This is a genomic window from Burkholderia sp. AU28863 (genome assembly GCF_002223195.1).
Classification (GTDB): domain Bacteria; phylum Pseudomonadota; class Gammaproteobacteria; order Burkholderiales; family Burkholderiaceae; genus Burkholderia; species Burkholderia sola.
On record NZ_NKFE01000004.1, the window covers coordinates 994,882 to 1,015,820 of the forward strand.

The following is a 20,939-nucleotide window of genomic DNA, read 5'->3' on the forward strand; positions in this document are numbered from 1 at the left end:
CTGACGCGCGATGAAGAGGGGAGAGAAGCCGAGTCGTGTTCGATCAGCTGAAGGCGTTCCACGCGACCGTCCGGCAGGGCAGCATCACGCGCGCCGCGCGCCACCTGGGCGTGAGCCAGCCGACGATCGCCGCGCAGATCCGGCAGGTCGAGCAGGTGTACGGCGTCGAGCTGTTCTACCGCAGCGGCCGCAAGCTCGAAGTGACGCAGACGGGTATCGAGCTGCTGCCGCTCGTCGAGAAGATGATCGCGCTCGAGGCGCAGGCCGACATCATGCTGCGCAACGTCGGCGGCCTGTTCGAAGGCCATCTGCGGATCGGCGCGACGGGCCCGTACTACATCATGGACGCGGTCGGCCGCTTCTCGAGCGCGCACCCGTCGATCGCGCTCACGTGCCGGATCGGCAACTCCGACGAAATCCTGCAGGCGCTGCAGGATTTCCGCATCGATCTCGCGGTCTCGTCGCAGCGCAACGATGCCGACGGCCTCGAACGCAAGGTGATCTCGACCGATCCGCTCGTGCTCGTCGTGCACCGCCATCATCCGCTCGCGCGGTTCGATTCGATCGACGCGGCGCGGCTCGCCGACGTGCGGCTTCTGATTCGCGAGGCAGGGTCGGTCACGCGCCGCTGCACGGAGACGATCCTCGCAGCGGCCGGCGTCGCGGCCGCGTCGGTCGCGGAGATCGGCAGCCGCGAAGCGATTCGCGAGGCGATCCTGCACGGGGTGGGCGGGAGCCTCTTTCCGCTCGGCGAGGCCGAACGCCATCCGGACTTGCGCGTGATCGCGCTGCGCGGCGTCGACACGACGATCGACGAATACGTGTACTACCTGAAAGCGCGCCGCCAAAGCCCTGCGATCGACGCGTTCCTCGCGTGCATCCTGCCGGGCAGGGGCGAAGCGGCCGACGTGGCGGATCAAGGACAACCGGCGCGACGCGTGAACGCACGCTGACTGCCGCACGTTCGCCGGTTCCGCACTTGACTGGCGCTTTTCCCGCGCCTTCCGTCGTTTTCCTCGTGCCTTCCTTCTGTCGTGGCGCCGTGCGTCACTTCGGCAGCGCCGGAATCATCCAGGTCAGCACGTGCTGCTGCAGGAACACCAGCACGCCGAGCAGCAGCGTGAGGATCACGCTGTGCCAGAAGGTGCGTGCGAACACGACGCCTTCCTGCCCTTTCAGGTCCGTCGTCGACACGCCCGTCGCGATGTTCTGCGGCGAGATCATCTTGCCCATCACGCCGCCCGACGAGTTCGTCGCGGCCATCAGCACCGGATCGAGGCCGAGCTGCCGCGCGGCGACGACCTGCAGGTTGCCGAACAGCGCGTTGCCCGACGTGTCGCTGCCCGACAGGAACACGGCGATCCAGCCGAGCGACGCGGACACCAGCGGGAACAGCGCGCCCGTCGACGCGACGCCGGTGCCGAGCGTGTAGCTGATGCCCGAGTAGTTCAGCAGGTACGCGAGGCCGACGATCATCATCACGGTGACGATCGCGATCCACGTCTGCCGCCACGTCTTCACCACGCATTCGACAAACGCGCCGGGCCCGGTGCGCGTCAGCGCGGCCGTGATGATCGCCGACAGCAGGATCGCGGTGCCCGTGCCGAGCGGCTGGAAATCCCAGATCGCCGCATACGGCTTGTGGTACAGCGACACGTACACGGCATTGTGCAGGCCCGGCCACTTGATCTTCAAGTCGCCGATCGCCGCGATGTTCGCGTGCACCCACACGATCACGACCACCGACACGACGAGCCACGGCAGCCAGCCTCCGAAGCCCGCGCGCGCGGCGCCGGCCGCGGCCGGCACGCTGCGCGCGAGCGCGTATTGCGGATCGGGCTGCGGCTTCCACACCTGCAGGAAGCCGATCGTCACGATCAGCGACGAGAGCGACGACAGCACGTCGGTGAGCTGGTAGCCGAGGAAGTTCGACGTGACGAACTGCGCGATCGCGAAGCTGCCGCCGGACACGAGCAGCGCCGGCCACAGCTTCGCGATCGAGCGCAGTCCGCCATACGCGCCGACCACGTAGAACGGCAGCAGCAGCGCGAAGAACGGCAACTGGCGGCCGACCATCTGCGCGAGCGTCGCGGGCGGCAGCGACGTGACCGCGCCGAGCACGGTGATCGGCACGCCGAGCGCGCCGAACGCGACCGGCGCCGTGTTGAACAGCAGCGTATAGGTGAGCGCTTCGAGCGCGGGGAAGCCGAGCGCGATCAGCAGCGCGCTCGTGATCGCGACGGGCGTGCCGAATCCGGAGATCCCTTCGAGCAGACAGCCGAACGAGAACGCGACGACGAGCAGCACGAGGCGGCGGTCGTCGGGCAGGTTGTCGAGCATCCACTGCCGGAACTGGTCGAAGCGGCCCGACTTCACCGCGATGTTGTACAGCAGCAGCGCGTTGAAGACGATCCACATCACCGGCACGACCGCGAGCGCCATGCCGGCGCCGACCGCGTTGAACGCGAGCCCGGCCGGCATCCCCCACCCGCCGATCGCGACCGCGAGGCCCGCGACGAGCCCGGCGAGCGACGCCTGCCACGCGGGGCGGCGCAGCACGCCGAGCGCGACCAGCGCGACCGCGATCGGGATCGCGGCGACGAGGAACGACAGGAGCAGCGAGTGCGCGACGGGCGTCAACGGTTGTACGAAGACGATGCCGGGCGGGAGGGCGTCGGTGGGGTTCATCGTGTCTCCAGATGTCGACCCGAGTTGGCGCTTCAGCGCCTACTCGGGTCCCATGCCTTGTGCGGTCGACCCGAGTTGGCGCTTCAGCGCCTACTCGGGTCCCATGCCTTGTGCGGTCGACCCGGGTTCGCGTGTCGATGCGCCGGATTCGGTACAAAACGATGTCCTGCGGTCACGACCACGCTCGGGCGCTTGCGTACGCAACGACGCTGCGCGGCCAACCGATCGGTCGCTTAAAAGAGGTTAGGAGGCGCAACGCGCTTGTACAAGGGGGAGAAGCCCGATGCGGGCGAGCCGATGCGAACCGGCCGCCGCACGATGGCCGGCAGATGGCGCGCCGCTGTCGCGTTCGACAGGCAACCCGTCGTGACGGCTCACCGATGCGCGCAATGTTGCGCGACCGGAAAAGGTGACTGCCAGCCACGTGGATGTTTCGTTTGGCGTCCGAAGCCTAGACTGGCTGCATCGTTTCCGCCCACGTCGCCGATGGCGCGCACCGGGAACGCACGGAGCCAACACGATGAAGACGATGAAACACGCGGCATGCGCATGCGTACTGATGGGCGCGGCGCTCGTCGCTCACGCGCAAGCCGCGTCGACGCTCACGCGCGCGCAGGTCCGTCAGGAACTCGTGGCACTGCAGGCCGCCGGCTACCGGTCGAGCCTCGCAAGCAGTCCCGACTTTCCGCGGAACATGCAGGCGGTCATGCAGCGTGCCGCGCAGGCGCGCGGTGGGGATGACGCCGCCGGTTACGGCAGCGACGGCCGGGCCGACACGGCATCGGGCAAGCCGGCGCTGCCGCACGCAGTCGATCGCGGCACGTATGCGCATCACTGACCGGATCACTGACGGAACCGGATGGATCACGCGGCAGCGGCGCGGCGCACCCGGCGCCGGCCGCATGCGCGATCGTCACACGCTGAAGCGGTTCAGCGTATAGGCGCGATAGGCGGCAACGAAGGCGTCGAACGATCCCGCCTCCTTCGCTTCGAGCTCGGCCTGCTCGGCGAGCGACTTCGCGGCGAGCGCCTGCTCGGTCCGCAGCGTCTCGGCCGACGGCGGGCGCGCGCGAAAATGCGCGGCATGCGCCTCGCTCTGCGCGAGCGCGAACGCGAGGAACGACTGACCGTTCTCGCGCATCGTGCGCAGCACGCGCGCGGACGGCGTGCGCTCCGGATCGGCGAGCTTCTCGCGCTGCGCGGCAATCGCGCGCGCATGTTCGTCGCCGCCGCGGATTTCGTCGAGCCGGCGGCCGACGATCTCGATATCGGCCATCAGCTCGTCGGCCCACTGCTGCAGCGTGACCGGCTGGCCGTCGCGCGTCAGCGTGAGCCCCGGCTTGCGGCCGTCCAGCGTCACGTTGCCGAAATTCGCGTTCGCTTCCTTGTATGCGTCGCAGTCGAGCGGCGCGCTTTCGTCGAGCGCGCACGCGAGCAGGAACGCGTCGATGAAGCGCGCGGTCTCCAGCGCGATGCCGGTCGGCTCGAACGGATCGATGTCGAGGCAGCGCACCTCGATGTACTGCACGCCGCGCGACGCGAGCGCATGCAGCGGCCGCTCGCCCGAATACGTGACGCGCTTCGGCCGGATCGTCGAGTAGAACTCGTTCTCGATCTGCAGCACGTTCGTGTTGATCTGGATCCACTCGCCGTCGCGATGCGTGCCGATCGCCTCGTACGCCGGATACGGCTCGCTCACGGCCTTCGACAGCGCGTCGAGATAACCGGGCAGCGTGTTGTAGTCGACGTGCAGCGCGGCCTGGGCCGTCGTGTTCGAGTAGCCGAGATCGCTCATCCGCAGGCTGGTCGCATACGGCCGGTACAGCGTATCGGCGTCGAACGCGTCGAGCTTGTGCGGCTTGCCGCGCAGGAACTTCGTGTCGAGCACCGGCGACGCGCCGAACAGGTACATCAGCAGCCAGCTGCGGCGGCGGAAGTTGCGGATCTGCGCGAGATAGCGTTCCGACTGGTAATCGACGAGCGTCGCCGTCGACTCTTCGTCCGCGTGCAGGCGCCGCCACACTTCCTCGTGCAGCGAGTAGTTGTAGTGGATGCCGGCGATGCACTGCATCGTGCGGCCGTAGCGGTACGCGAGGCCGCGCCGGTACACCGTCTTCAGGCGGCCGATGTTCGACGTGCCGTAGTTGGCGATCGGGATCTCGTCGTCGGCCGGCAGCAGGCCCGGCATCGAGTCGTTCCACAGGATCTCGTCGCCGAGCGATGCATACACGTAGCGATGCAGATCGTCGAGGCGCTCGAGCGTGAGCGCGGCGTCGCGCTCCGCGGGTGTGATCAGTTCGATCAGCGCTTCGGAATAGTCGGTCGTCAGCGCCGGATGCGTGAGCGCCGAGCCGAGCGCGCGCGGATGCGGCGTGAACGCGATCATCCCGTCGCGCGTCACGCGCAGGCTTTCCTTTTCGATGCCGCGCAGGCCGTCGGGCAGATGCTGCCGCGTCGGGCCCGAGCTCAGCGCGTCGAGGCGATTCAGCAGCAGTTCGGACTGGCGGTGAGTCATGGTGTTCGACATGGAGACGCAAGTGCGTGACGGCCGCGCGCAGAATGCCGCGCGCGGCCGGCTGGATTGTTGGTCGCTTCGTTGGTAGCGGGCACTTTAACATCTCGCCGAAAGCCGCGCTTGAGGTGGCCGCGGGCACGGCGCGCGGGCCTGAGCGGGCGATCGGGCGGGGCCGGGCGCGGTAGCCGCGGGCCGCCTCACCGATTCCGGACGAGGCCGAGCGGCCCGCAGGTCGGCGGAATTCGTCGGATGAAACGTGAACGGCGAACGCGTGGCGGCAGATGCAACGGGCGGCCGAACGGATCGCGAAACGACGCGTGCGCCGACATCGCGCGCCCGACGTCCGGCCGGCGCCGGAGACGTGGAAGCGCCGTGACGGGCCGCGTCACGCCAACGCTTGCCGCAGGCCGGCACCGCTTGCGCGACGGGTCGCGGCACGACCTTCTCGTGGGCGCACCCGGCCGCGGGCCGCCGCGCTTACCCGCCGCGCGCGCCGCCCGCCCGGTCGGCCACTTCGTTCCACAGATGCAGCGCCGCATACGCGCGCCACGGCCGCCAGCCTTCGGTGCGGCGTTTCTGGGTGGCGAGCCGGTCGAGCGCCGGGTCGCGCGCGGCGATCGACTGCATCAGCACGAGATCGGATGCCGGCCAGGCGTCCGGGTCGCGCCAGGCGCGCATCGCGATGTATTCGACGGTCCACGGGCCGATGCCGGGCAGATCGAGCCACGCGCTGCGCAGCGTCGCGAGATCGGCATGCGCGCGATCGACCGGCACGTCGCCGGCCGCCACCGCGCGCGCCACGCCGGTCAGCGCCGCCACACGTTTGCCGGGCATCCCGATCTTGTCGAGGTCGCACGCGGCCAGCGCGTCGGGCGTCGGGAAACGCCACGCGGGCGCGCCGTCGTCTTCCGGAATGACGCGCTCGCCGGCCCGTTCGACGAGCCGGCCGACGATCGTCGTCGCGGCCTTCACGCTCACCTGCTGGCCGACGATCGCGCGCACGGCCAGCTCGAACCCCGACCATGCGCCCGGCACGCGCAGCCCCGGCGCGGCCTCGACGAGCGGCGCGAACCACGGATCGCGCGCGAGGCTGCCGCCGATCGCAGCCGGATCGGCGCCGAGGTCGAACATCGTCGCGACGCGCGCGGCGAACGCATCGTCGACGTGACGCGCGATCGCCCCTTCGACGGTCGCGATCAGGCAGTGCTTGCGCGGATGTTTCTTGACGGTGAGGCGGCCTGCCTCGCCGTGCAAATCGACGATCCGGCGATACACGCCGTCGGCAACCTGCTCGACGCCCGGAATCGCGCGCCCGCTGAAGAAGCGCAGCACGCGCGCCCAGTCGTACGGCGCCTTGTAGCGCAGTTCCATCTGCGCGGACGGCGGCACAGGGCCGCCGTTCGCGAGGGACGTAATCGTTGTTTTCTCGATGCTCAAACCGCGCTGCCCTCCGTCTCGGCTTCATCGTTGTGAACATGACGCGCCTCGGCCGCGAGCAGCGTCGCCTTGCGGCGCACGCCCCAGCGATAGCCGGCGAGCGCGCCGCCCTTCTGCACGACGCGGTGGCACGGGATCGCGAGCGCGACCGGATTCGACGCACACGCGGACGCGACCGCCCGCACCGCGCGCGGCGAGCCGAGCGCCTCGGCGATCTCCGAATAGCTGCGCGTTTCGCCGTACGGGATATGCGTCAGCGCTTCCCATACGCGCTGCTGGAACGCGGTCGGCGCGATGTCGAGCGGCAGGTCGAACGCATGCCGCGTGCCGTCGAGGTACGCGCGGATCTGCGTGACGAACGGCGCGAGCCGCGCGGACGATTCGACCAGTTCGGCCCGCGCGAACGTGTCCTTCAGCTCATTGACCAGCGACGCCGCATCGTCGCCGAACGCGATCCGGCAGATGCCCTGTTCGGTAGCGGCGACGAGCACCGTGCCGAGCGACGTCGACGCGGTCGCATAGTCGATCCGCAGGCCGGCGCCCTGACGGCGGAACGCGGACGGCGCCATCCCCAGCTCGCGCGGCACCGACGCATAGAGCCGCGACGGCGAGTTGAACCCCGCGTCGACGGCCGCCTGCGTGACCGGCTGCCCGCTTTGCAGCGCCTGCCGCAACGCGGCGCCGCGCTGCGCGGCCTGGTACTGCCGCGGCGACACGCCGACCACGCGCTTGAAGAGCCGCTGCAGATGGAACGGGCTCACGTGCACGGCGTCGCTCAACTGCTGCAGCGTGAGCCGCTCGGCCTGCGCGTCGAGCACCGCGCACGCACGATTGACGATCTCCAGCTCGCGCGGCAGCCCTTCCGGCTGGCAACGCTTGCAGGGCCGGAAGCCGGCCGCGCGCGCGGCCGCCGGATCGGCGAAAAAGGACACGTTCTCGCGACGCGGCTGCCGCGACGCGCAGGTCGGGCGGCAGAACACGCCGGTCGTGCTGACGGCATAGAAGAACGCGCCATCCGCATGCGGATCGCGCTTGGTCACGGCGCCCCAGCGGGCATCGTCGGTCGGATAGGCGGTTTTCATCTGAACCTCGCACGCTCTAGTGTAGATGGTGCCTACTCTAGCCATCGGCATATGCCGTCGCGCCCTGAATCTTGCTCTGTGATTCGTGTCGGAAAATCGGGGTCGCATCGATCGAAATAGCGCCGACGAAACGCGCGCGGCGGCCGCTCCAGCGCGGTTTTCGTCATCGTCCCGTCACCGTTTTGCTGCAGTGCGGATGCGACAAATCGCCGTCCTGACGTTTTTTTGCAATCGGAATATTGCGTCGCACCATCGCCGTGTGTATAGTTGGAACTGTCTCCTCCATGTCTCCTCCTGATATGGATTAAGCCCGTTCCGCACTGCGTGAACGGGCTTTTTTTCGTCCGTCGATTGTGCCGCGCGCCGGCCGGCAGTGCAGGCGCGATGCGTCTACACTCGATGCTCGTCGACTGCGAAGGAGTCCCCCGCTCATGAAACCCACCATCCGCGGAATCGATCACATCGTGCTGCGCGTGACCGACATGGCGGCGATGACGCGCTTTTACTGCGATGCCGTCGGTTGTCATGTGGAGAAGGAACAGCCCGACCTGGGCCTCGTGCAACTGCGCGCCGGCGACGCGCTGATCGACCTGCTGATGGTCGGCGGCCCGATCGACCGTCCCGACAGCGGCCCGCCCGGCACCGGGCGCAATCTCGATCACCTGTGCCTGCGCGTCGAGCCGTTCGATCCCGACGCACTGATCGCCCATTTCGCCGCGCATGGCGCGCGGCCGGGCGCGCCGGCCGAACGCTACGGTGCCGGCGGCTACGGGCCGTCGATCTACCTGTTCGATCCCGAAGGGAACATGGTCGAATTCAAGGGGCCGCCGGCCGCGCTCGGCTGACCGCGGCCGGCGCGCGGGCCCTTCCGGGCCCTTACGCGCCCTCGCGCGCCTTCAGCACCGTCCATTCGACCGCGACCGGATCGTGATCGGCGCTCGAGATCCACGCGGCGCCGTCCTGCACCGTGCACTGCAAGCGCATCGTGCGCTCCGCGAGCCGCCCGAGCGCGGCCGCGACGCCGTCGGCGAGCGACAGCACCTGCACGTTGCGCAGCCGTTCGACCTTGCTGCGCACGCCCTGCCACCAGATATCCGACGTCTTGCCGCCGTACGCGATCACCGTGACCTGTCCGGCTCGGCCGGCCGCCTTCGAGATGCGCCGTTCGTCAGGCTGGCCGGCCTCGATCCACACGTCGATCGCGCCGGTCAGGTCCTTCTGCCACAGGTCGGGCTCGTCGACGTCCGACAGCCCCTTGCAGAATTCGAGCCGCTCGTGCGCGAACAGCGCGAACGCGACGATGCGCACCATCATCCGGTCGTCGGTTTCCGACGGATGGCGCGCCACCGTCAGCGCGTGATCGGCGTAGTAATGCCGATCCATGTCGGCGATTTGCAGTTCGGCTTTGTAGATCGTGGATTTCAGCGCCATGCGGATACGGCCCGGGCGGGCATTCGGTTCGGTCGGGCCGTGATGATACCGAATGCGCGCCGCCCGGCGTGCGTCATGCGCCGTTCACAGCACAACGGCCCGGCATGCGCCGGGCCGTGTTCGGTTCGCGCCGCCCGCTCGTCGGGCCGGCGCGCTCGCGCGTCGTACGACGGCGCGGCGAATGGACGGTTACTGCTTGACGAAGCGCGAATCGGTCCAGAGACCTTGCTGGTCGCTATTGTCGGCGCTGACGAATTGCACGTCGCCCTGGTCGACCGCCACCACGCGGAAGCGCTGGCCTTCCGGCACCGACAGGCAGCGGAAGTCGTCGAAGTACTGCTGCTTCGCCTGCGACTTGCCGTCACGTTCGTGACTCAATACGGAGTCCAGATTGTCTTTCGACAGGCAGCCCCATGCATTCTTCGTCAGCTGGATTTCCTGCTTCGGCTTGACGGCCGAATCGCCGCCGGCCTGGGCAATCGACACAGCGCAAAATGCGCCGACAAGGGCAAAAAGGACACCGGTACGCTTCGTCATGTTCTGTCTCCAGGCTTGCGGGCACCAGGCTGGGTTAGCTATGTGTTTAAAGGTGATCGTGAACCCGCGTTTTTCACTTTAGAAGACCGGCAAACGATAGCAAGCACATTTGTTGTGCGACCGCAATAGCGGCGGATTGTCGCACCCCGTGCGCAAGCTGCTTTTGACGCGACGCGCGCGAGTGGCAAGCGCCGCCGAATTGCGGATAGGCCTTCGCCGCCGGGCGGAAACCGTTATCCGGCAAGGCTTTCATCAAAGTTACAATGCTGCGGTTGAACGGTTTGGATAATCCATTTCGCTGTCCGGACCATTTTGATGCATCGCACATAAAGTCATCCGAAACGATTCGAGTTTACCGTGGCGCACAATCGCATTTACCTGAAACAAGAAAAATGCCAGGTATAAGCGTATCCGTATTTATCCGTAGTTCCCCGCATCCATTCGGCGCCGCCGAGCCCCCGTCGCAAGCGCCTTTCGTCCGCGTGGCGTTTACCCTGCTTTATTCAGCCCGATTTGCTGGCGCTCGAAATAATCACGCTGGAAGATGCACATGCGATAAGCGTTGTGATACGCGCCATTCCCGAAAAATTCCTCCTTCAATTCCGCCTCGTGCTGGAATCCGCATTTTTCGTACACATGGATCGCCGCCGCATTCGACGTATCGACGATCAGGTAAAGCTTGCGCATGTTCAGCACCTTGAACGCATACTCGATCGCGAGGCGCGTCGCCTGGCCCGCGTAGCCGCGTCCCTGGCATTGCGGCGCGATGATGATCTGGAACTCGCCGCGGCGGTGGATGTAGTCGAGTTCGATCAGCTCGACGAGGCCGACCAGTTCGTCTTGCGCGTCGACCGCGACGAAGCGGCGTTCGCGCTGGTCGTGCACGTGGCGGTCGTACAGTTGCGACAGTTCCGAGAAGGTTTCGTACGGCTCCTCGAACCAGTAGCGCATGATCTTCGCGTCGTTGTTCAGCTCGTGGACGAAGCGCAGGTCCTGGCGCTCCAGCGGCCGCAGCGCGAGCGTGTTGGTGTCGTTCTGGAGTTGCATGGTCATGTCCCTTTTGATGCCGGTGCACACGCGGAACGCCCGCGCGGCGCGGCCGCGTCCGGGCCCGTTTCGCACTGTAAGAATTTGAACGCGGGCGCAGTTGAGAGCCTAGAATGGGAGCAAGGGTTCCTGCCACCGCAAGGAGGCTATCGTGATCGAGCAAGTCATACTCGGAATTTTCCTCGTGCTGCCGCTCGTCATCGTGGCTGCGCTGTTTTCCGACGAACTCTGGCAGGAGCATCGCCGCCAGCATCCGCGCGACGAGAACGCCCCGCACATCGACTGGAAGCATCCGTGGCGCCGCGTGCGGCGCGGGCACTGACCTCGATACCGCCGGTCCGCAGCCCGCGCCGGCCGGGCATCCGGGCCGGGTCGTATGCGATGCGGGTACAGCCCTTGCGCGCGATCCGATTCCCGCCCAACCCGCGAGACACCGACGTGAACGACAAGCCCGCCATTCCTCCGCACGATATCCCGAACGAAACGATTGATCTGCAGATCGCCGATGTGCTGGCGGCCGTCCGCTATCCGGCGAACAAGGATGCGATCGTCGATGCCGCGCGCGACGCCGGCGCCAGTAACGAGGTGCTGTCGATGCTCGACGGTCTGCCCGAACAGGACTACGCGGACGTCGATGCCGTCACGCGCTGCGTCGCCGGCAACTTCGGCCCGGGGCTCGGCATTTGAGCGGATGCCAATAACGCGATAGGATCGGGCCGCACCGGTCGCGCCGCGATCGGGATGCGTGCCGCCCGGCGCAAGATCGGGCGCTTCGCACGCGTGTCCGGGGGACCCCATGGAAGGCATCCTGATCCAGCACACGACGCAACGTCAGCTGTGGTTCGGCGCGCTGACGGCGCTCGTCATCCTGCTCACCCTCGGGATCGCCGCGCCGCACGCGAACGTCGCGCTGCCGCCCGTCGAGCCGTTCATGCCGATGTGCGCGCTCACCGTGTTCACGACCGCGAGCATCGCGGCGTTCTTCCTCGGCGCACAATTCACCGTCACGCGCCAGCCCGTGCTCGGGGCGCTCGGCGGCGCCTATGCGTTCACCGCGCTCGCCGTCGCGCTGCAACTGCTCACCTTTCCCGGCGTGTTCGCCCCGCATGGCCTGCTCGGCGCACGCCCGCAAAGCGCCGCATGGATGTGGATCTTCTGGCATGCCGGCTTTCCGTGCTTCGTGATGGCCGCGCTGTTCGCTCGCGAGCGACTGACGCGCACCCCGATCGGCGCAAAGGAGACGCGCCGCTGGACGATTGCGCTCGTCGGCGGCCCGGCGATCACCGCAGCGCTCCTGTGCGCGCTCGCGCTGAACGTCTCGCTGCCGCCCGCGTTCCATCCGCCCCGCGACGCTGCCGTGCTGCCCGTCAACGGCATTGCGCTCGTCGTGTGGATCCTCAATTTGCTCGCGCTCGTGGTCGTCGTGGTCACCGGCCGGCTGCGCACGACACTCGACCTGTGGCTCGCGATCGCGGTGCTCGCGTGTCTCACCGATACGACGCTGAACTTGCTGAGCACCAACCGCTTCACGGTCGGCTGGTATGTCGCGCGCGTGTTCAGCATGTTCACGCCCGGCGTGCTCGTGTGCGTGCTCGCGTGGGAAGTGACGATGCTGTATCAGCAGTTGTTCGAAGCGCACGCGACACTGATCCGCTCGTCCGCGCGCGACGGTCTCACGGGCGCGTTCAACCGCAGCCACTTCAACGATCATTTCCATACGCTGTTCCTGCAGGCGCGGCGGCAAGGCGAACCGCTGTCGCTGCTGATGGTCGACGTCGATCACTTCAAGGCGTACAACGATGCGTTCGGTCACGTGAAGGGCGATGCGTGCCTGATCGCCGTCGCGAATGCACTGGCCGGCGCGGTGCGGCGGCCCGCCGACATCGTCGCGCGCTACGGCGGCGAGGAATTCGCGATCGTGCTGCCGAACACCGGCGCGCGCGGTGCGCGCGTGGTGGCCGACGAAGTGCGCGACGCGGTGCTGCGGCTCGACCTCGCGATGCCCGACTCGCCGGCCGGACGCGTGAGCGTCAGCGTCGGCTGCGCGACCGTGTCGGCCGACGATCTGTCGACCCCCGACGCGTTGATCGAAGCCGCCGATGCCGCGCTGTATCGGGCGAAGGATACGGGGCGAAACCGGGTCGTCGTCGCCTGAAACGTCTGCTGTTTGGCCAATTGTTACGGTCATTGTGACCGGAATAATCCGCCGTTACGGATTGCGGCGCGGGGATACGATCGCTTACAGCCCGGGCCGGAGCCGCTCGCTATGCTGGATTTCATATTGAATCCGAGCAGGTGAACGCGATGAAGAAGACCCTTTTGCTGATTGCCGGCGTCGCCGTGTTGTTGAGCGGCTGTATCGTGGTGCCTGATGGTGGCGGGTATTACGGTGGTGGCGGGTATTATCACCATCATCGTCATTGGGATTAAGGCCTTCCGGCCGAGCACCACATCATTCCGGATGTTTGAATTCGTTTCGGCATCCGGCAATGACGATGCATGAGTACCAGCGCTGTTCGTACTCGATGGCACGCCGCCGGCAGTAACAATACAAAACCTAGCGAGATCCGTGTACGCCTTTAATTACAAGGATCGCATGCGGGCGCATCGATTTCGTGTACTAACTCGTGTACTAAAAACCCAAGGTGACCCGAGTTATCCACAGGGGTCTTCGCTCAGCACAATCCGCTCGCGTCGCCCGACCTGCTCCGCGTGACGGGCGGCGCGCAACTCGGCCTGCACGCGGCGATGCTCGTGCCGGCACTCACCGGAGTCGCGTCGGTGCCGCTGCTGTTCGTGTGCGGGCTCGCTGCCGCCGCGTGCGTGATCGTCGCGGCGGTCGGGCCGGTCGGCTTCATCGGGTTGATGGCGCCGCACGTCGCGACGATGCTCGGCGCGCGCCGGCATCGCACGCGGCGTGGCTCGCGGCCGCGTGGGGCGCGCTGATCCTCCGTGTCGCGGACCCCGCGGCTCGACGCGACCGCGTGCCGTGCGGACGTGCTGGCGCAGGTACGCGATACGGGGCCGCTGGTCAGTGTGTGTAGTAGACGATAGAGCTCGCCAGCCGCCCGGCAGGAGCCAACACGAATTCCGATTACCGATCCTTGAGAGCGATCAGTACATCGCGGTGCTCTACCACCACCTTTTGAATCGCCGCGATGACTTCCCGCCGTCCTTCCGGCGTGGCGACGCTGACCGACGATTTCGGCCGCACGAGCACACGTGGCTTGAGCTCAATGCCGTAGAGCTCCTTGATCCGATCTTTATCCATGGCTATCTCGCCGATCGATCAGTTGAGAGTCTTGAGATATTGCTCGAACTCCCATGCGTCGGCCACGGACACCTCGCCTAGACACGACAGATTGGCAACGGTGAGAAGTTGCCGGCCCGACACCACTGCATCCCGAGCGCGCTGAAGCTTCGCCTCGACTGTGCCCACCCATTTGACCCACTTCGTCAATTGGTCGTAGGTCAGGGTATCGACATCCAGCTCGGACAGTTCCTTGCACTTCATTTCCAAGTCGAGAACGAGTATCTCCCTCAAATCGTTCTCGCGATACAGCGCATCGAGATTACTGACCTGGCCGACGGGTTGGTCGATGATGAACGGACGCGGCACGTGGCGGCCGATGCGCGTCTCTTCCGCGTCCGCCTCTTCCTTGGTGGCCTGACGCGGGACCGTCACGATGCTGCTTCCCCTTTTGACCATGTCGCAGACGTATCGGACGATTTTTTCTGGAACTCCTTTATTCAGTTCCACGAGAGGGCGGGCGTGCCTGTAAACCCAGTCCGCACCTCTCTCCCCTTTACGAATTTCTTCGATGGTCTGCATCAGCTCATCCAGGCGAAAATGGAAGCTCCATAGCGCCTCGCGGTTTTCCTTTTCGGTGATATCGCGCTCGAACTGGCGGGACTTGTCGTTGAAATCCACACCGAAGTGGGTCCTCCCACAATCCTTTCCGATATTGGTTTCCAAGCCGCTCTTGGTCACAACGATGAAGCCGCGATTGTGCGGCGTATGGCAGCTCGATAAGCCACATCGCAATTTATCCTTGAACACGTAGCGGCCGATGATTTCCTTGAGCTCGTGCTGCTTCGGATCTAGATTGTCGGTGAATCCGGCCCGTTCGACGATGGTCGACCAGTCATCCACTCGGATGAGCTGCTTTTCGGTGTTTATCGTGATCAATGCACGCCTCGCTCGAGCTAAGTATCTCGCCTATGCGCCGTCGTTCGATTCCCGAGCGAGCAAACCCTAGCACGCTCAAAGAGCGTACTCACTCAGCTGATTGACCCAACCTGCCGCCCGCAGACATAAAGTGAGTACGCGCGCGACCCGCCTAGCTCAGATCCGGCTAGGAGCCGCTTTGCGATATGCCCTAAGCGAAACCACTGCGCTCGTCGACCGTCGTTCAAGGGCACGAGCTTGAGGCGCTACCAACAAAAGCAGTGCCTTCTTCATCTTCACCGACGCAGCAATTTGCTCAAGCGACATACCCAGCCGCTCAGACAAGAGTGATATGGCGCTGTCGAACAATTCCGGGCTCTCGTGAGGAATCTGAGAATCCTCGCGCTCGCCGTACCGCTCGCCCTTCGCAAACAAATGTCCGATCAGAGCGCGCTTGTACATATCCTCGGACAGAATCCCCAATTGGCGTGCTCGGTACAGCAATGCAGCCTTGCTAACACGCCAGCGCATTTTCATTTCTGACAGAGCAATCCAATTAATTTGCGTGCCGCCGCGTAGCGCCGGAAACTCCTTCGCAAACGAACTCCGCGGCAACAGGAATGCTGACGCAAAACGATTCGCCTCTGCTTCAGTCGCTTTGTCGCCAGTGCTTCGGCCGACATGGCCAACGAGATGGCCGATTTCATGAGCGTGGTCGAATCTGACCCGGCACGCAGAAGCGTCATTGCTATTCGTGACCACGATCGGCCGCGGTGCTGCAATCGAGAGCGCATCAATCCCACGCCCCGCGCTTTCAAACGTAGTTACTACAGCCCCAGCGTTTTCGACAACTCGAACCATATTCCCAATCGGCCCGACACCAAGCCCCCAGTGAATGCGGCATTTCTCAGCTGCACGTTCGGCGGCTTCCGGCGACCCAATATCGTGTTCCGGGAAGTCGACTCTCGGCAGCCTAAGCGTACCGTCGATGAAATCAACGATTTTTCGAAAAAGCTCCCCCGTAGCCATAGCGGCCTGCTTGTCCGTCGGCTTCGTTCCGATCAGCTTCCGAAAATGAAACACGTCCTCTCTCAACGCCTGCTTGTCACCTGCGAACAAGAACTCGGGTTCAACGTTGAGGAAGGACGCTAATGCATCAACCAGCTGAGACGTTGGCGTATCAGTTCCCGCCTCGATACGCTGGATATATTGCTTGGATTTCTCTACAGCCTCGCCAACGTCCGCCAGCGACAATCCCTGTGCGCAGCGAACGAGGCGAAGGTTTGCTCCATCAAATACGGCTGTCATTTCGCGTTGTCATTACCTGCACGCGGAGCGGACTCCTCGGATTCCGGGATATCTGCACGCGCGGGTGCTTGAGGCACCTCTGCCGGAAGTTGATCATTGACGTCACGGAGGACACGAACATGACCGTAACGCCACTCGCACACTGCCTCCTGCATGACGTTGTAGCCGACGAAATAAATCTCGAGCTCATCATCGTCCGTCAAAGGACGCTGAACGATAAAACGGAAGATCACCGGCTCGCGATCGTCCGGATCGAACAGTCGATCGGAATCGTTGCGGCGCCAAAAGCCCTTCTTTTTGGGAGTTTCGTGATCGTCCCGAAAGAACCGAAACGGAAGCCCACCGATCTCCAGCGTAACGTCCATCGCCGAGTTGGTCAGCTTCAGCCACGAATACTCGCCCGAAGTCGCCAGGCGAATAAGACGTTGGCGCGAGCGGCTGAAGAACAATGCACCCCGGCCGTAGTTACAATCGTCCTCGGAATCGAGAAGCGTCTCGACGCCGTAGAAGATTTCACGCAGATTCGAGGCAATCAGGTTCAGGCGGTCTTCGGACAAGGCGGCCTTCGACTTCCACGGCAATGGCATTTGCATCAGCGCTCACTTTTTCGGTTAATGGCGGAATCGTCAACCGGATATTGTCGGAAAATCCAATGATCGTCAACTAGGATCTGTTGCCGCGTTTACCCTGCTGATTGCAACTGCCGCTGGCTCGACATGCCGCACATTCGCAGAACATCAGTTCGGCATCCCGGTATTGCCGCCGCCGGTCTGCACGCCGCCATGCGTATGCGTGTGCACGCTCGTGCCCGGCGCGGTGACGTCCTGCACGATGTTGAGCGGCCCTTGCGTCGCCGCGTTGCCGCCGAGCCGCCCTTCGCCCTGCGTCATCTGACCGTCGATTTCCACCGCGGGCGCCGAGTTCGTGATCTGGCCGCCCGACGTCAAGCCGATAGTGTTATCGGCCAGCAGCACGATCGACGGCGCAGACATTTCCGCCATTGCCGCCAACCATGACGTACGCAAAGGCAATCATGGATTGCGCGCTTACCTCGAGCGGTTCCAGGTGAGCACGTTGCTCGACGCCGCAGACGCCAAGCGCCCACCTCACCCAAAGCAACAATGAATCATGACACCGCTGCTTTCCGCGTCGCGATGCAGAGCATCGTACGCAATCCGCTCGCGAGCCCCGAATTGCTCGGCGTCACGCAGGTCGGGAGGCTCGTCGCGTCGCTTCAATAGCAGGTAGGCGCTCAGTTCGCCGGGGCGCCGTTTTCAGGCTCGGCGAACGTCTTTCCGTCGTAGGTGTATCCGATACTCACGAACGTACCGGGCTCGACCAGCACGACGGTCGAGCCTTCCGGTGGCGTCCATTCGGTTTCACCGTCCCAGACAACAAGGTTCGTCACGAGGCCGTTTTCGACTACTGCGTAATTGGAAACTGTCATGTCATCACCAAAATAAGTTGGATCTCTGCTTATGCGAATTCGTACACGATAACAACGCCAGGTGCACCGGGTCCACCGGGTAGGCCGCTGCCTGTATTGACGTTGCATGCCCCGCCACCACCGGCACCGTAGCTACTTGATCCGAAACCGCTCAAACCGGTCCCCGCGCCGTTTGCCCCGCCCCCGAAGAAAGAGACGCCGCCCTTCCCCCCAAGGCCGACGGTCCCGACGCCCCAGACGAGACCCCAATCACCCATACCACCTTGGCCTTGCTCGATCAGAGCAGCGCCACCACCGGTCGAGATGGTCGTGGATCCGCCGCCCGGCGCAGCGGTACTCTGTCCCGCGACTGCGGCACTCGCCTGGCCGCCAGCACCGCCGCCGACGCTGAAATATGAGCCGAATGACGTCACGCCGCCTGCGCCTCCGGTAGTGCCGCCTGCTGAACCGCCTGAGCCGATGATGACGGAAGCGGACGCCGGAACAGCGGTAATGCGAACCTTCGCATAAGCCCCGCCTCCGCCGCCACCGCCGCACGACGTTTGGCTCGACGTTGCGGTCGCACCAGCGCCGCCAGCACCGCCGCCGACGCCTTCAGCGATGATCGAAGTCGTGCCGGGAGTCGGCGTATACGTTCCGCTCACGGTGAAGCGTTGCACGTTGATCAGCCGGCCAACGGCCTGACCGTATTGCATCGCGTGCTGGCTTTGCACGGCCGGAGCCACGCTCTCCGGCGGCTGCACGATGTTCGTGCCGTCTCCGCTGATTTTTTGTTGCCCGAACGCGAGCGCGACGCCCGTTCCTGCTGCCGTTTTGGCTGTCACCGTGAACGCGCCGGTCGTATTGTTGACGACGGTCCAGTCGCGCGTCCACGCAGGAAAGATGATCTGCACGTTCGCCGTGAGCGTTCCAGCGAGCGAGATTTTCGACTTCATCGCCTGAGCGGGAGTCAGGGTCACGTTCGAACCCGCGAGACCGGTGATCGACGTTCCGCCATAAGCATGAGACGGCACCCACTTCGTGCCCGGCCCGGTGTCTGGGTTGTCCGTGTTGTTGTCGTTCAAGCTCAGCCACGAACCTTGTTGGTCAGCGCTCATCAGCACAGCGCCGGCCGGATAGCCACCGACGTTCACATCGGCCGCGAAGGTCGAGCTGAACGCGTATCGACCGCCTGCGTGGGCCCAGCGAATGGATTGCGTGATCAGGTTCAGGACGCCGTTGAAGTCGCCACCCGACGGCGGAACGCCACCCGCTGCAATCGGGGTGAACGTGAGCGGCGGGAAGCCGTCGTTGAGCGACGCGGCGCCGGGCGTGATGCCGATCTGCGACGCTTCCGGGATCGTGTTTTTTGTGCCGTTCGTCGCAAACGGCAGCGGCACGAGAGTTGGTGTTTGATTCGATTGCATGATTAAATCCTCAAGAACTAGTTGGAAGTTTCGGTCACTTCTGCAGCCATCTGGATCAATAGCCGTTTTGCGGAAACGCCGACAGCTGCGTGAACCATTGCCCGTCGGGCATTTCACTTTCGAGTGCATGCGAGATCTCGAAGACGTTCCAGACTCCATTCGCCGCATCGAGCGAACTCTGGATCTTCACTTGACTGCCGCACTTGATATCGGGATTGAATTCGGTCACCAGAGAAATCCCTTTGCTCGAGAACATCGGATAGCCGCGCATGCCCGTCTCAGGCGAGATTAATGGGATGTCGCCGGCCGTCGCGCGAACACCCGCGCGCGGCCAGATCGCGAGCGTGTCGCGGTCGATCAGGTAGTTGATGTCCGCGGCGCGGGCGCATGCTCGGACCTGTGCGAGAGCCGTGCCCGGGAAGTACGGGTTCGAGAGCTGCACCTGCACGCCGTTGTTCTCGAACGTGAGGCCCATCGTGTTCGCGAGATCTTGCATGATCGTCGCGACGTCGACTGACCCGGCATAGCTGAGCGCGCCGACCGGCTTCACGGAATCGTATAGTCCGGCCCATCCGAGGATGTTTAAAGCCACGTCAGGCATGCCCTGAAAATCCCCGTGTGCTTCTCCGATCGTGCCCGAGTAGACGACGTGCATGCCGTTCTCGTCGTCGCCGGCCGCGAGCAGTAGTTTGTTGTTGCGAAACGAGGTGTTGATCGGCCCAATCGTCGTGAGCTGGTTGATCATCGACAGTGGTAAGCCGGAGATCCTGACTTGTGCACCCGCCATCTCTTCGCCACCTGGAATCGTGATGAGCGACTGCACGCGCAGACCGGTCAGCGTCACGGTGTTCGAGCCATCGTCGCCGAACTCCCCCTCGGCGAGGGTAATCGTCACGTCGATTCGCTTTTTCGTGAAACTCATTTGGATGCACCTCCGTATTCAGTATTTCGCGGCTGCAGATCGTGACCTTCGACGACTTCGTTTCTCGACTCATGCGCACACTCCTGTGGACTTTCGCCGGCAGATTCCGTCGATGACGCACCAACCGCTGCTGCCCGCTCCATCAACCCAGCAAGCCGGCGACGCGTCCGCATCCGGCCTTTCCGACCGCCGCTGGGCGTCATCTCAGCCCGCTCCGCCTCGCTCCAGAAGGCTGGCCGCTCACGTGCCTCGCCCAAGATCAACCGCTCCAGCGTCCTGCCGCGACACTCGCCCGGCCGCTTCGCGTTGTTGAGCAGCGCAACCAGCTCGGGGCATGCCCATGCCGTGATCTGGACGAAACCCGCCGTCCGCATCCGCTTGCTGTGCTCTTTCAGGCGCTCTGCCGTCGTTGCCATATCCGTCTCTCCCACCGTTATCACCGGTCACAAGTCGTCATTCATATCGTCCGTCGATGCGCCGCCGTACATCTGACGCGCCTGATCTGCCCCGCCCACCGCCGGCCGGCCGCCAGCTCCGTCACCGTCAGCTCCGTCACCGCGCACGGCGGCGCGTTTCCGCTTCACGTGGTAGGCCGTCAACACCGCATGCGCCACCATGTCGAGTGCCGGCTTCGCGTCGCCGTGCTTGTCTGTCCACACCTTCGGCGTCAGCGTGCCGGCCAGCGCCACGGAATCACCATCCGCGAGCGCCAGCAGCGCATCACCCGCCGTCGTGCTGAACGTGATCACGTTCACGAACAGCGACTCGCCACCGTCCACCGCGGCACGCACCTTGCACGTCACGAACGTCCCTCCACCTCGCCCCTGCCGACTCGTCGCCGTGCCGAACAGCTTTCCGCTCACCAGTCCGTCAATCACGTCCCACCTCCGTTTTGATATTTCCCCAAAGCGCCATGCACCCTGTCTTGTCTCGCGTGTCTCTCCCCTAAAG

At 64.8% G+C, this 20,939-nt stretch carries 24 protein-coding genes and 2 pseudogenes; 9 read left to right on the forward strand and 17 right to left on the reverse strand.

Annotated elements, in window-relative coordinates:
• Positions 1-35 precede the first annotated feature (35 nt).
• Positions 36-953 carry a LysR family transcriptional regulator gene (locus CFB81_RS16270; protein ID WP_089435793.1) on the forward strand — a complete coding sequence of 306 codons (918 nt, stop codon included), beginning with the start codon at positions 36-38 and terminating at the stop codon, positions 951-953.
• Positions 954-1,047: 94 nt separating this feature from the next.
• Here CFB81_RS16270 and CFB81_RS16275 read toward each other — a convergent pair whose 3' ends face one another.
• Positions 1,048-2,688 carry an L-lactate permease gene (locus CFB81_RS16275; protein WP_089435794.1) on the reverse strand — a complete coding sequence of 547 codons (1,641 nt, stop codon included), beginning with the start codon at positions 2,686-2,688 and terminating at the stop codon, positions 1,048-1,050.
• A gap of 520 nt (positions 2,689-3,208) precedes the next feature.
• On the opposite strand from CFB81_RS16275, the gene CFB81_RS16280 reads away from it, so the two are divergent.
• On the forward strand, positions 3,209-3,526 hold the full coding sequence (locus CFB81_RS16280) for a DUF4148 domain-containing protein (protein WP_069618253.1): 318 nt from the start codon (positions 3,209-3,211) through the stop codon (positions 3,524-3,526).
• Between the two features lie 75 nt (positions 3,527-3,601).
• Here CFB81_RS16280 and gshA read toward each other — a convergent pair whose 3' ends face one another.
• From gshA to ada, 3 genes are all read right to left on the reverse strand, one after another.
• Entirely contained in the window at positions 3,602-5,215 is a 1,614-nt protein-coding gene (gshA, locus tag CFB81_RS16285) for a glutamate--cysteine ligase (RefSeq protein ID WP_069618254.1), read from the reverse strand.
• Between the two features lie 465 nt (positions 5,216-5,680).
• A complete protein-coding gene (locus tag CFB81_RS16295; RefSeq protein ID WP_179235967.1) occupies positions 5,681-6,640 on the reverse strand; it encodes a DNA-3-methyladenine glycosylase in 960 nt (319 codons plus the stop codon).
• The gene (gene ada, locus CFB81_RS16300) at positions 6,637-7,722 is read right to left on the reverse strand and encodes a bifunctional DNA-binding transcriptional regulator/O6-methylguanine-DNA methyltransferase Ada (protein ID WP_089435795.1); all 1,086 of its coding nucleotides are present in this window, start codon (positions 7,720-7,722) and stop codon (positions 6,637-6,639) included. The genes CFB81_RS16295 and ada overlap by 4 nt, the downstream gene beginning before the upstream one ends.
• Positions 7,723-8,153: 431 nt before the next feature.
• Here ada and CFB81_RS16310 point away from each other — a divergent pair, with 431 nt between their 5' ends.
• Positions 8,154-8,567, forward strand: a complete 414-nt coding sequence (locus CFB81_RS16310) for a VOC family protein (protein WP_069618257.1) — start codon at positions 8,154-8,156, stop codon at positions 8,565-8,567.
• Positions 8,568-8,598: 31 nt separating this feature from the next.
• On the opposite strand, the gene CFB81_RS16315 is transcribed toward CFB81_RS16310, so the two are convergent.
• The 3 genes from CFB81_RS16315 to speG all read right to left on the reverse strand — a co-directional run bounded on the left by CFB81_RS16315 (position 8,599) and on the right by speG (position 10,737).
• The gene (locus CFB81_RS16315; RefSeq protein WP_069618258.1) at positions 8,599-9,153 is read right to left on the reverse strand and encodes a YaeQ family protein; all 555 of its coding nucleotides are present in this window, start codon (positions 9,151-9,153) and stop codon (positions 8,599-8,601) included.
• A gap of 189 nt (positions 9,154-9,342) precedes the next feature.
• Complete coding sequence (gene sap1 / locus CFB81_RS16320) at positions 9,343-9,690, reverse strand: surface attachment protein Sap1 (protein WP_069618259.1); 348 nt, start codon at positions 9,688-9,690, stop codon at positions 9,343-9,345.
• Between the two features lie 489 nt (positions 9,691-10,179).
• Positions 10,180-10,737 (reverse strand): spermidine N1-acetyltransferase, encoded by a 558-nt coding sequence (gene speG, locus CFB81_RS16325; RefSeq protein ID WP_069618260.1) that lies wholly within the window; start codon positions 10,735-10,737, stop codon positions 10,180-10,182.
• A gap of 151 nt (positions 10,738-10,888) precedes the next feature.
• Between speG and CFB81_RS36105 the strand changes: the two genes are divergently transcribed.
• The 5 genes and pseudogenes from CFB81_RS36105 to CFB81_RS16340 form a co-directional block, all read left to right on the forward strand.
• Positions 10,889-11,059 (forward strand): hypothetical protein, encoded by a 171-nt coding sequence (locus CFB81_RS36105; RefSeq protein WP_006489933.1) that lies wholly within the window; start codon positions 10,889-10,891, stop codon positions 11,057-11,059.
• Positions 11,060-11,175: 116 nt separating this feature from the next.
• A complete protein-coding gene (locus tag CFB81_RS16330) occupies positions 11,176-11,424 on the forward strand; it encodes a DUF2795 domain-containing protein (RefSeq protein ID WP_050011093.1) in 249 nt (82 codons plus the stop codon).
• A 109-nt stretch (positions 11,425-11,533) separates the two neighbouring features.
• The gene (locus tag CFB81_RS16335) at positions 11,534-12,892 is read left to right on the forward strand and encodes a diguanylate cyclase (protein ID WP_089435796.1); all 1,359 of its coding nucleotides are present in this window, start codon (positions 11,534-11,536) and stop codon (positions 12,890-12,892) included.
• A 149-nt stretch (positions 12,893-13,041) separates the two neighbouring features.
• Complete coding sequence (locus CFB81_RS36570; protein ID WP_006750105.1) at positions 13,042-13,167, forward strand: hypothetical protein; 126 nt, start codon at positions 13,042-13,044, stop codon at positions 13,165-13,167.
• Between the two features lie 252 nt (positions 13,168-13,419).
• Positions 13,420-13,712, forward strand: a pseudogene (locus tag CFB81_RS16340) (iron chelate uptake ABC transporter family permease subunit); the annotation flags it as partial.
• A gap of 119 nt (positions 13,713-13,831) precedes the next feature.
• Here CFB81_RS16340 and CFB81_RS36110 read toward each other — a convergent pair.
• From CFB81_RS36110 to CFB81_RS16360, 5 genes are all read right to left on the reverse strand, one after another.
• The gene (locus tag CFB81_RS36110; protein WP_179235969.1) at positions 13,832-14,008 is read right to left on the reverse strand and encodes a hypothetical protein; all 177 of its coding nucleotides are present in this window, start codon (positions 14,006-14,008) and stop codon (positions 13,832-13,834) included.
• Positions 14,009-14,026: 18 nt separating this feature from the next.
• On the reverse strand, positions 14,027-14,890 hold the full coding sequence (locus tag CFB81_RS16345) for a hypothetical protein (protein ID WP_256976190.1): 864 nt from the start codon (positions 14,888-14,890) through the stop codon (positions 14,027-14,029).
• A gap of 192 nt (positions 14,891-15,082) precedes the next feature.
• Positions 15,083-16,213 (reverse strand): ImmA/IrrE family metallo-endopeptidase, encoded by a 1,131-nt coding sequence (locus CFB81_RS16350; protein ID WP_089435798.1) that lies wholly within the window; start codon positions 16,211-16,213, stop codon positions 15,083-15,085.
• On the reverse strand, positions 16,210-16,806 hold the full coding sequence (locus tag CFB81_RS16355; protein WP_089435799.1) for a hypothetical protein: 597 nt from the start codon (positions 16,804-16,806) through the stop codon (positions 16,210-16,212). Before CFB81_RS16355 ends, CFB81_RS16350 begins: the two co-directional genes overlap by 4 nt.
• A gap of 144 nt (positions 16,807-16,950) precedes the next feature.
• The gene (locus CFB81_RS16360) at positions 16,951-17,205 is read right to left on the reverse strand and encodes a hypothetical protein (protein WP_179235971.1); all 255 of its coding nucleotides are present in this window, start codon (positions 17,203-17,205) and stop codon (positions 16,951-16,953) included.
• Between the two features lie 156 nt (positions 17,206-17,361).
• Here CFB81_RS16360 and CFB81_RS35485 point away from each other — a divergent pair.
• Positions 17,362-17,439, forward strand: a pseudogene (locus CFB81_RS35485) (iron chelate uptake ABC transporter family permease subunit); the annotation flags it as partial.
• Between the two features lie 26 nt (positions 17,440-17,465).
• Here CFB81_RS35485 and CFB81_RS16365 read toward each other — a convergent pair.
• From CFB81_RS16365 to CFB81_RS16385, 5 genes are read right to left on the reverse strand one after another with little or no spacing between them, the layout of a single operon-like run.
• A complete protein-coding gene (locus CFB81_RS16365) occupies positions 17,466-17,660 on the reverse strand; it encodes a hypothetical protein (protein WP_089435800.1) in 195 nt (64 codons plus the stop codon).
• A 29-nt stretch (positions 17,661-17,689) separates the two neighbouring features.
• Positions 17,690-19,066, reverse strand: a complete 1,377-nt coding sequence (locus tag CFB81_RS16370) for a hypothetical protein (RefSeq protein ID WP_143328598.1) — start codon at positions 19,064-19,066, stop codon at positions 17,690-17,692.
• Between the two features lie 55 nt (positions 19,067-19,121).
• Positions 19,122-19,988, reverse strand: coding sequence for a hypothetical protein (locus tag CFB81_RS16375; protein WP_089435802.1), 867 nt, complete (start codon positions 19,986-19,988; stop codon positions 19,122-19,124).
• A complete protein-coding gene (locus tag CFB81_RS36115; RefSeq protein WP_179235972.1) occupies positions 19,985-20,404 on the reverse strand; it encodes a hypothetical protein in 420 nt (139 codons plus the stop codon). Before CFB81_RS36115 ends, CFB81_RS16375 begins: the two co-directional genes overlap by 4 nt.
• A gap of 27 nt (positions 20,405-20,431) precedes the next feature.
• The gene (locus CFB81_RS16385) at positions 20,432-20,866 is read right to left on the reverse strand and encodes a hypothetical protein (protein WP_089435803.1); all 435 of its coding nucleotides are present in this window, start codon (positions 20,864-20,866) and stop codon (positions 20,432-20,434) included.
• Between the last annotated feature and the right edge of the window lie 73 nt (positions 20,867-20,939).

Excerpts from the sequence above, each read along its gene's own strand:
- CFB81_RS16275 (WP_089435794.1), bottom strand. The coding sequence starts at position 2,688 with ATGAACCCCACCGACGCCCTCCCGCCCGGCATCGTCTTCGTACAACCG.
- CFB81_RS16280 (WP_069618253.1), top strand. The coding sequence starts at position 3,209 with ATGAAGACGATGAAACACGCGGCATGCGCATGCGTACTGATGGGCGCG.
- gshA (WP_069618254.1), bottom strand. The coding sequence starts at position 5,215 with ATGTCGAACACCATGACTCACCGCCAGTCCGAACTGCTGCTGAATCGC.
- ada (WP_089435795.1), bottom strand. The coding sequence starts at position 7,722 with ATGAAAACCGCCTATCCGACCGACGATGCCCGCTGGGGCGCCGTGACC.
- CFB81_RS16310 (WP_069618257.1), top strand. The coding sequence starts at position 8,154 with ATGAAACCCACCATCCGCGGAATCGATCACATCGTGCTGCGCGTGACC.
- CFB81_RS16315 (WP_069618258.1), bottom strand. The coding sequence starts at position 9,153 with ATGGCGCTGAAATCCACGATCTACAAAGCCGAACTGCAAATCGCCGAC.
- sap1 (WP_069618259.1), bottom strand. The coding sequence starts at position 9,690 with ATGACGAAGCGTACCGGTGTCCTTTTTGCCCTTGTCGGCGCATTTTGC.
- speG (WP_069618260.1), bottom strand. The coding sequence starts at position 10,737 with ATGCAACTCCAGAACGACACCAACACGCTCGCGCTGCGGCCGCTGGAG.
- CFB81_RS16335 (WP_089435796.1), top strand. The coding sequence starts at position 11,534 with ATGGAAGGCATCCTGATCCAGCACACGACGCAACGTCAGCTGTGGTTC.
- CFB81_RS36570 (WP_006750105.1), top strand. The coding sequence starts at position 13,042 with ATGAAGAAGACCCTTTTGCTGATTGCCGGCGTCGCCGTGTTGTTGAGC.
- CFB81_RS36110 (WP_179235969.1), bottom strand. The coding sequence starts at position 14,008 with ATGGATAAAGATCGGATCAAGGAGCTCTACGGCATTGAGCTCAAGCCA.
- CFB81_RS16350 (WP_089435798.1), bottom strand. The coding sequence starts at position 16,213 with ATGACAGCCGTATTTGATGGAGCAAACCTTCGCCTCGTTCGCTGCGCA.
- CFB81_RS16355 (WP_089435799.1), bottom strand. The coding sequence starts at position 16,806 with ATGCAAATGCCATTGCCGTGGAAGTCGAAGGCCGCCTTGTCCGAAGAC.
- CFB81_RS16360 (WP_179235971.1), bottom strand. The coding sequence starts at position 17,205 with ATGTCTGCGCCGTCGATCGTGCTGCTGGCCGATAACACTATCGGCTTG.
- CFB81_RS16365 (WP_089435800.1), bottom strand. The coding sequence starts at position 17,660 with ATGACAGTTTCCAATTACGCAGTAGTCGAAAACGGCCTCGTGACGAAC.
- CFB81_RS16370 (WP_143328598.1), bottom strand. The coding sequence starts at position 19,066 with ATGCAATCGAATCAAACACCAACTCTCGTGCCGCTGCCGTTTGCGACG.
- CFB81_RS16375 (WP_089435802.1), bottom strand. The coding sequence starts at position 19,988 with ATGAGTTTCACGAAAAAGCGAATCGACGTGACGATTACCCTCGCCGAG.
- CFB81_RS36115 (WP_179235972.1), bottom strand. The coding sequence starts at position 20,404 with ATGGCAACGACGGCAGAGCGCCTGAAAGAGCACAGCAAGCGGATGCGG.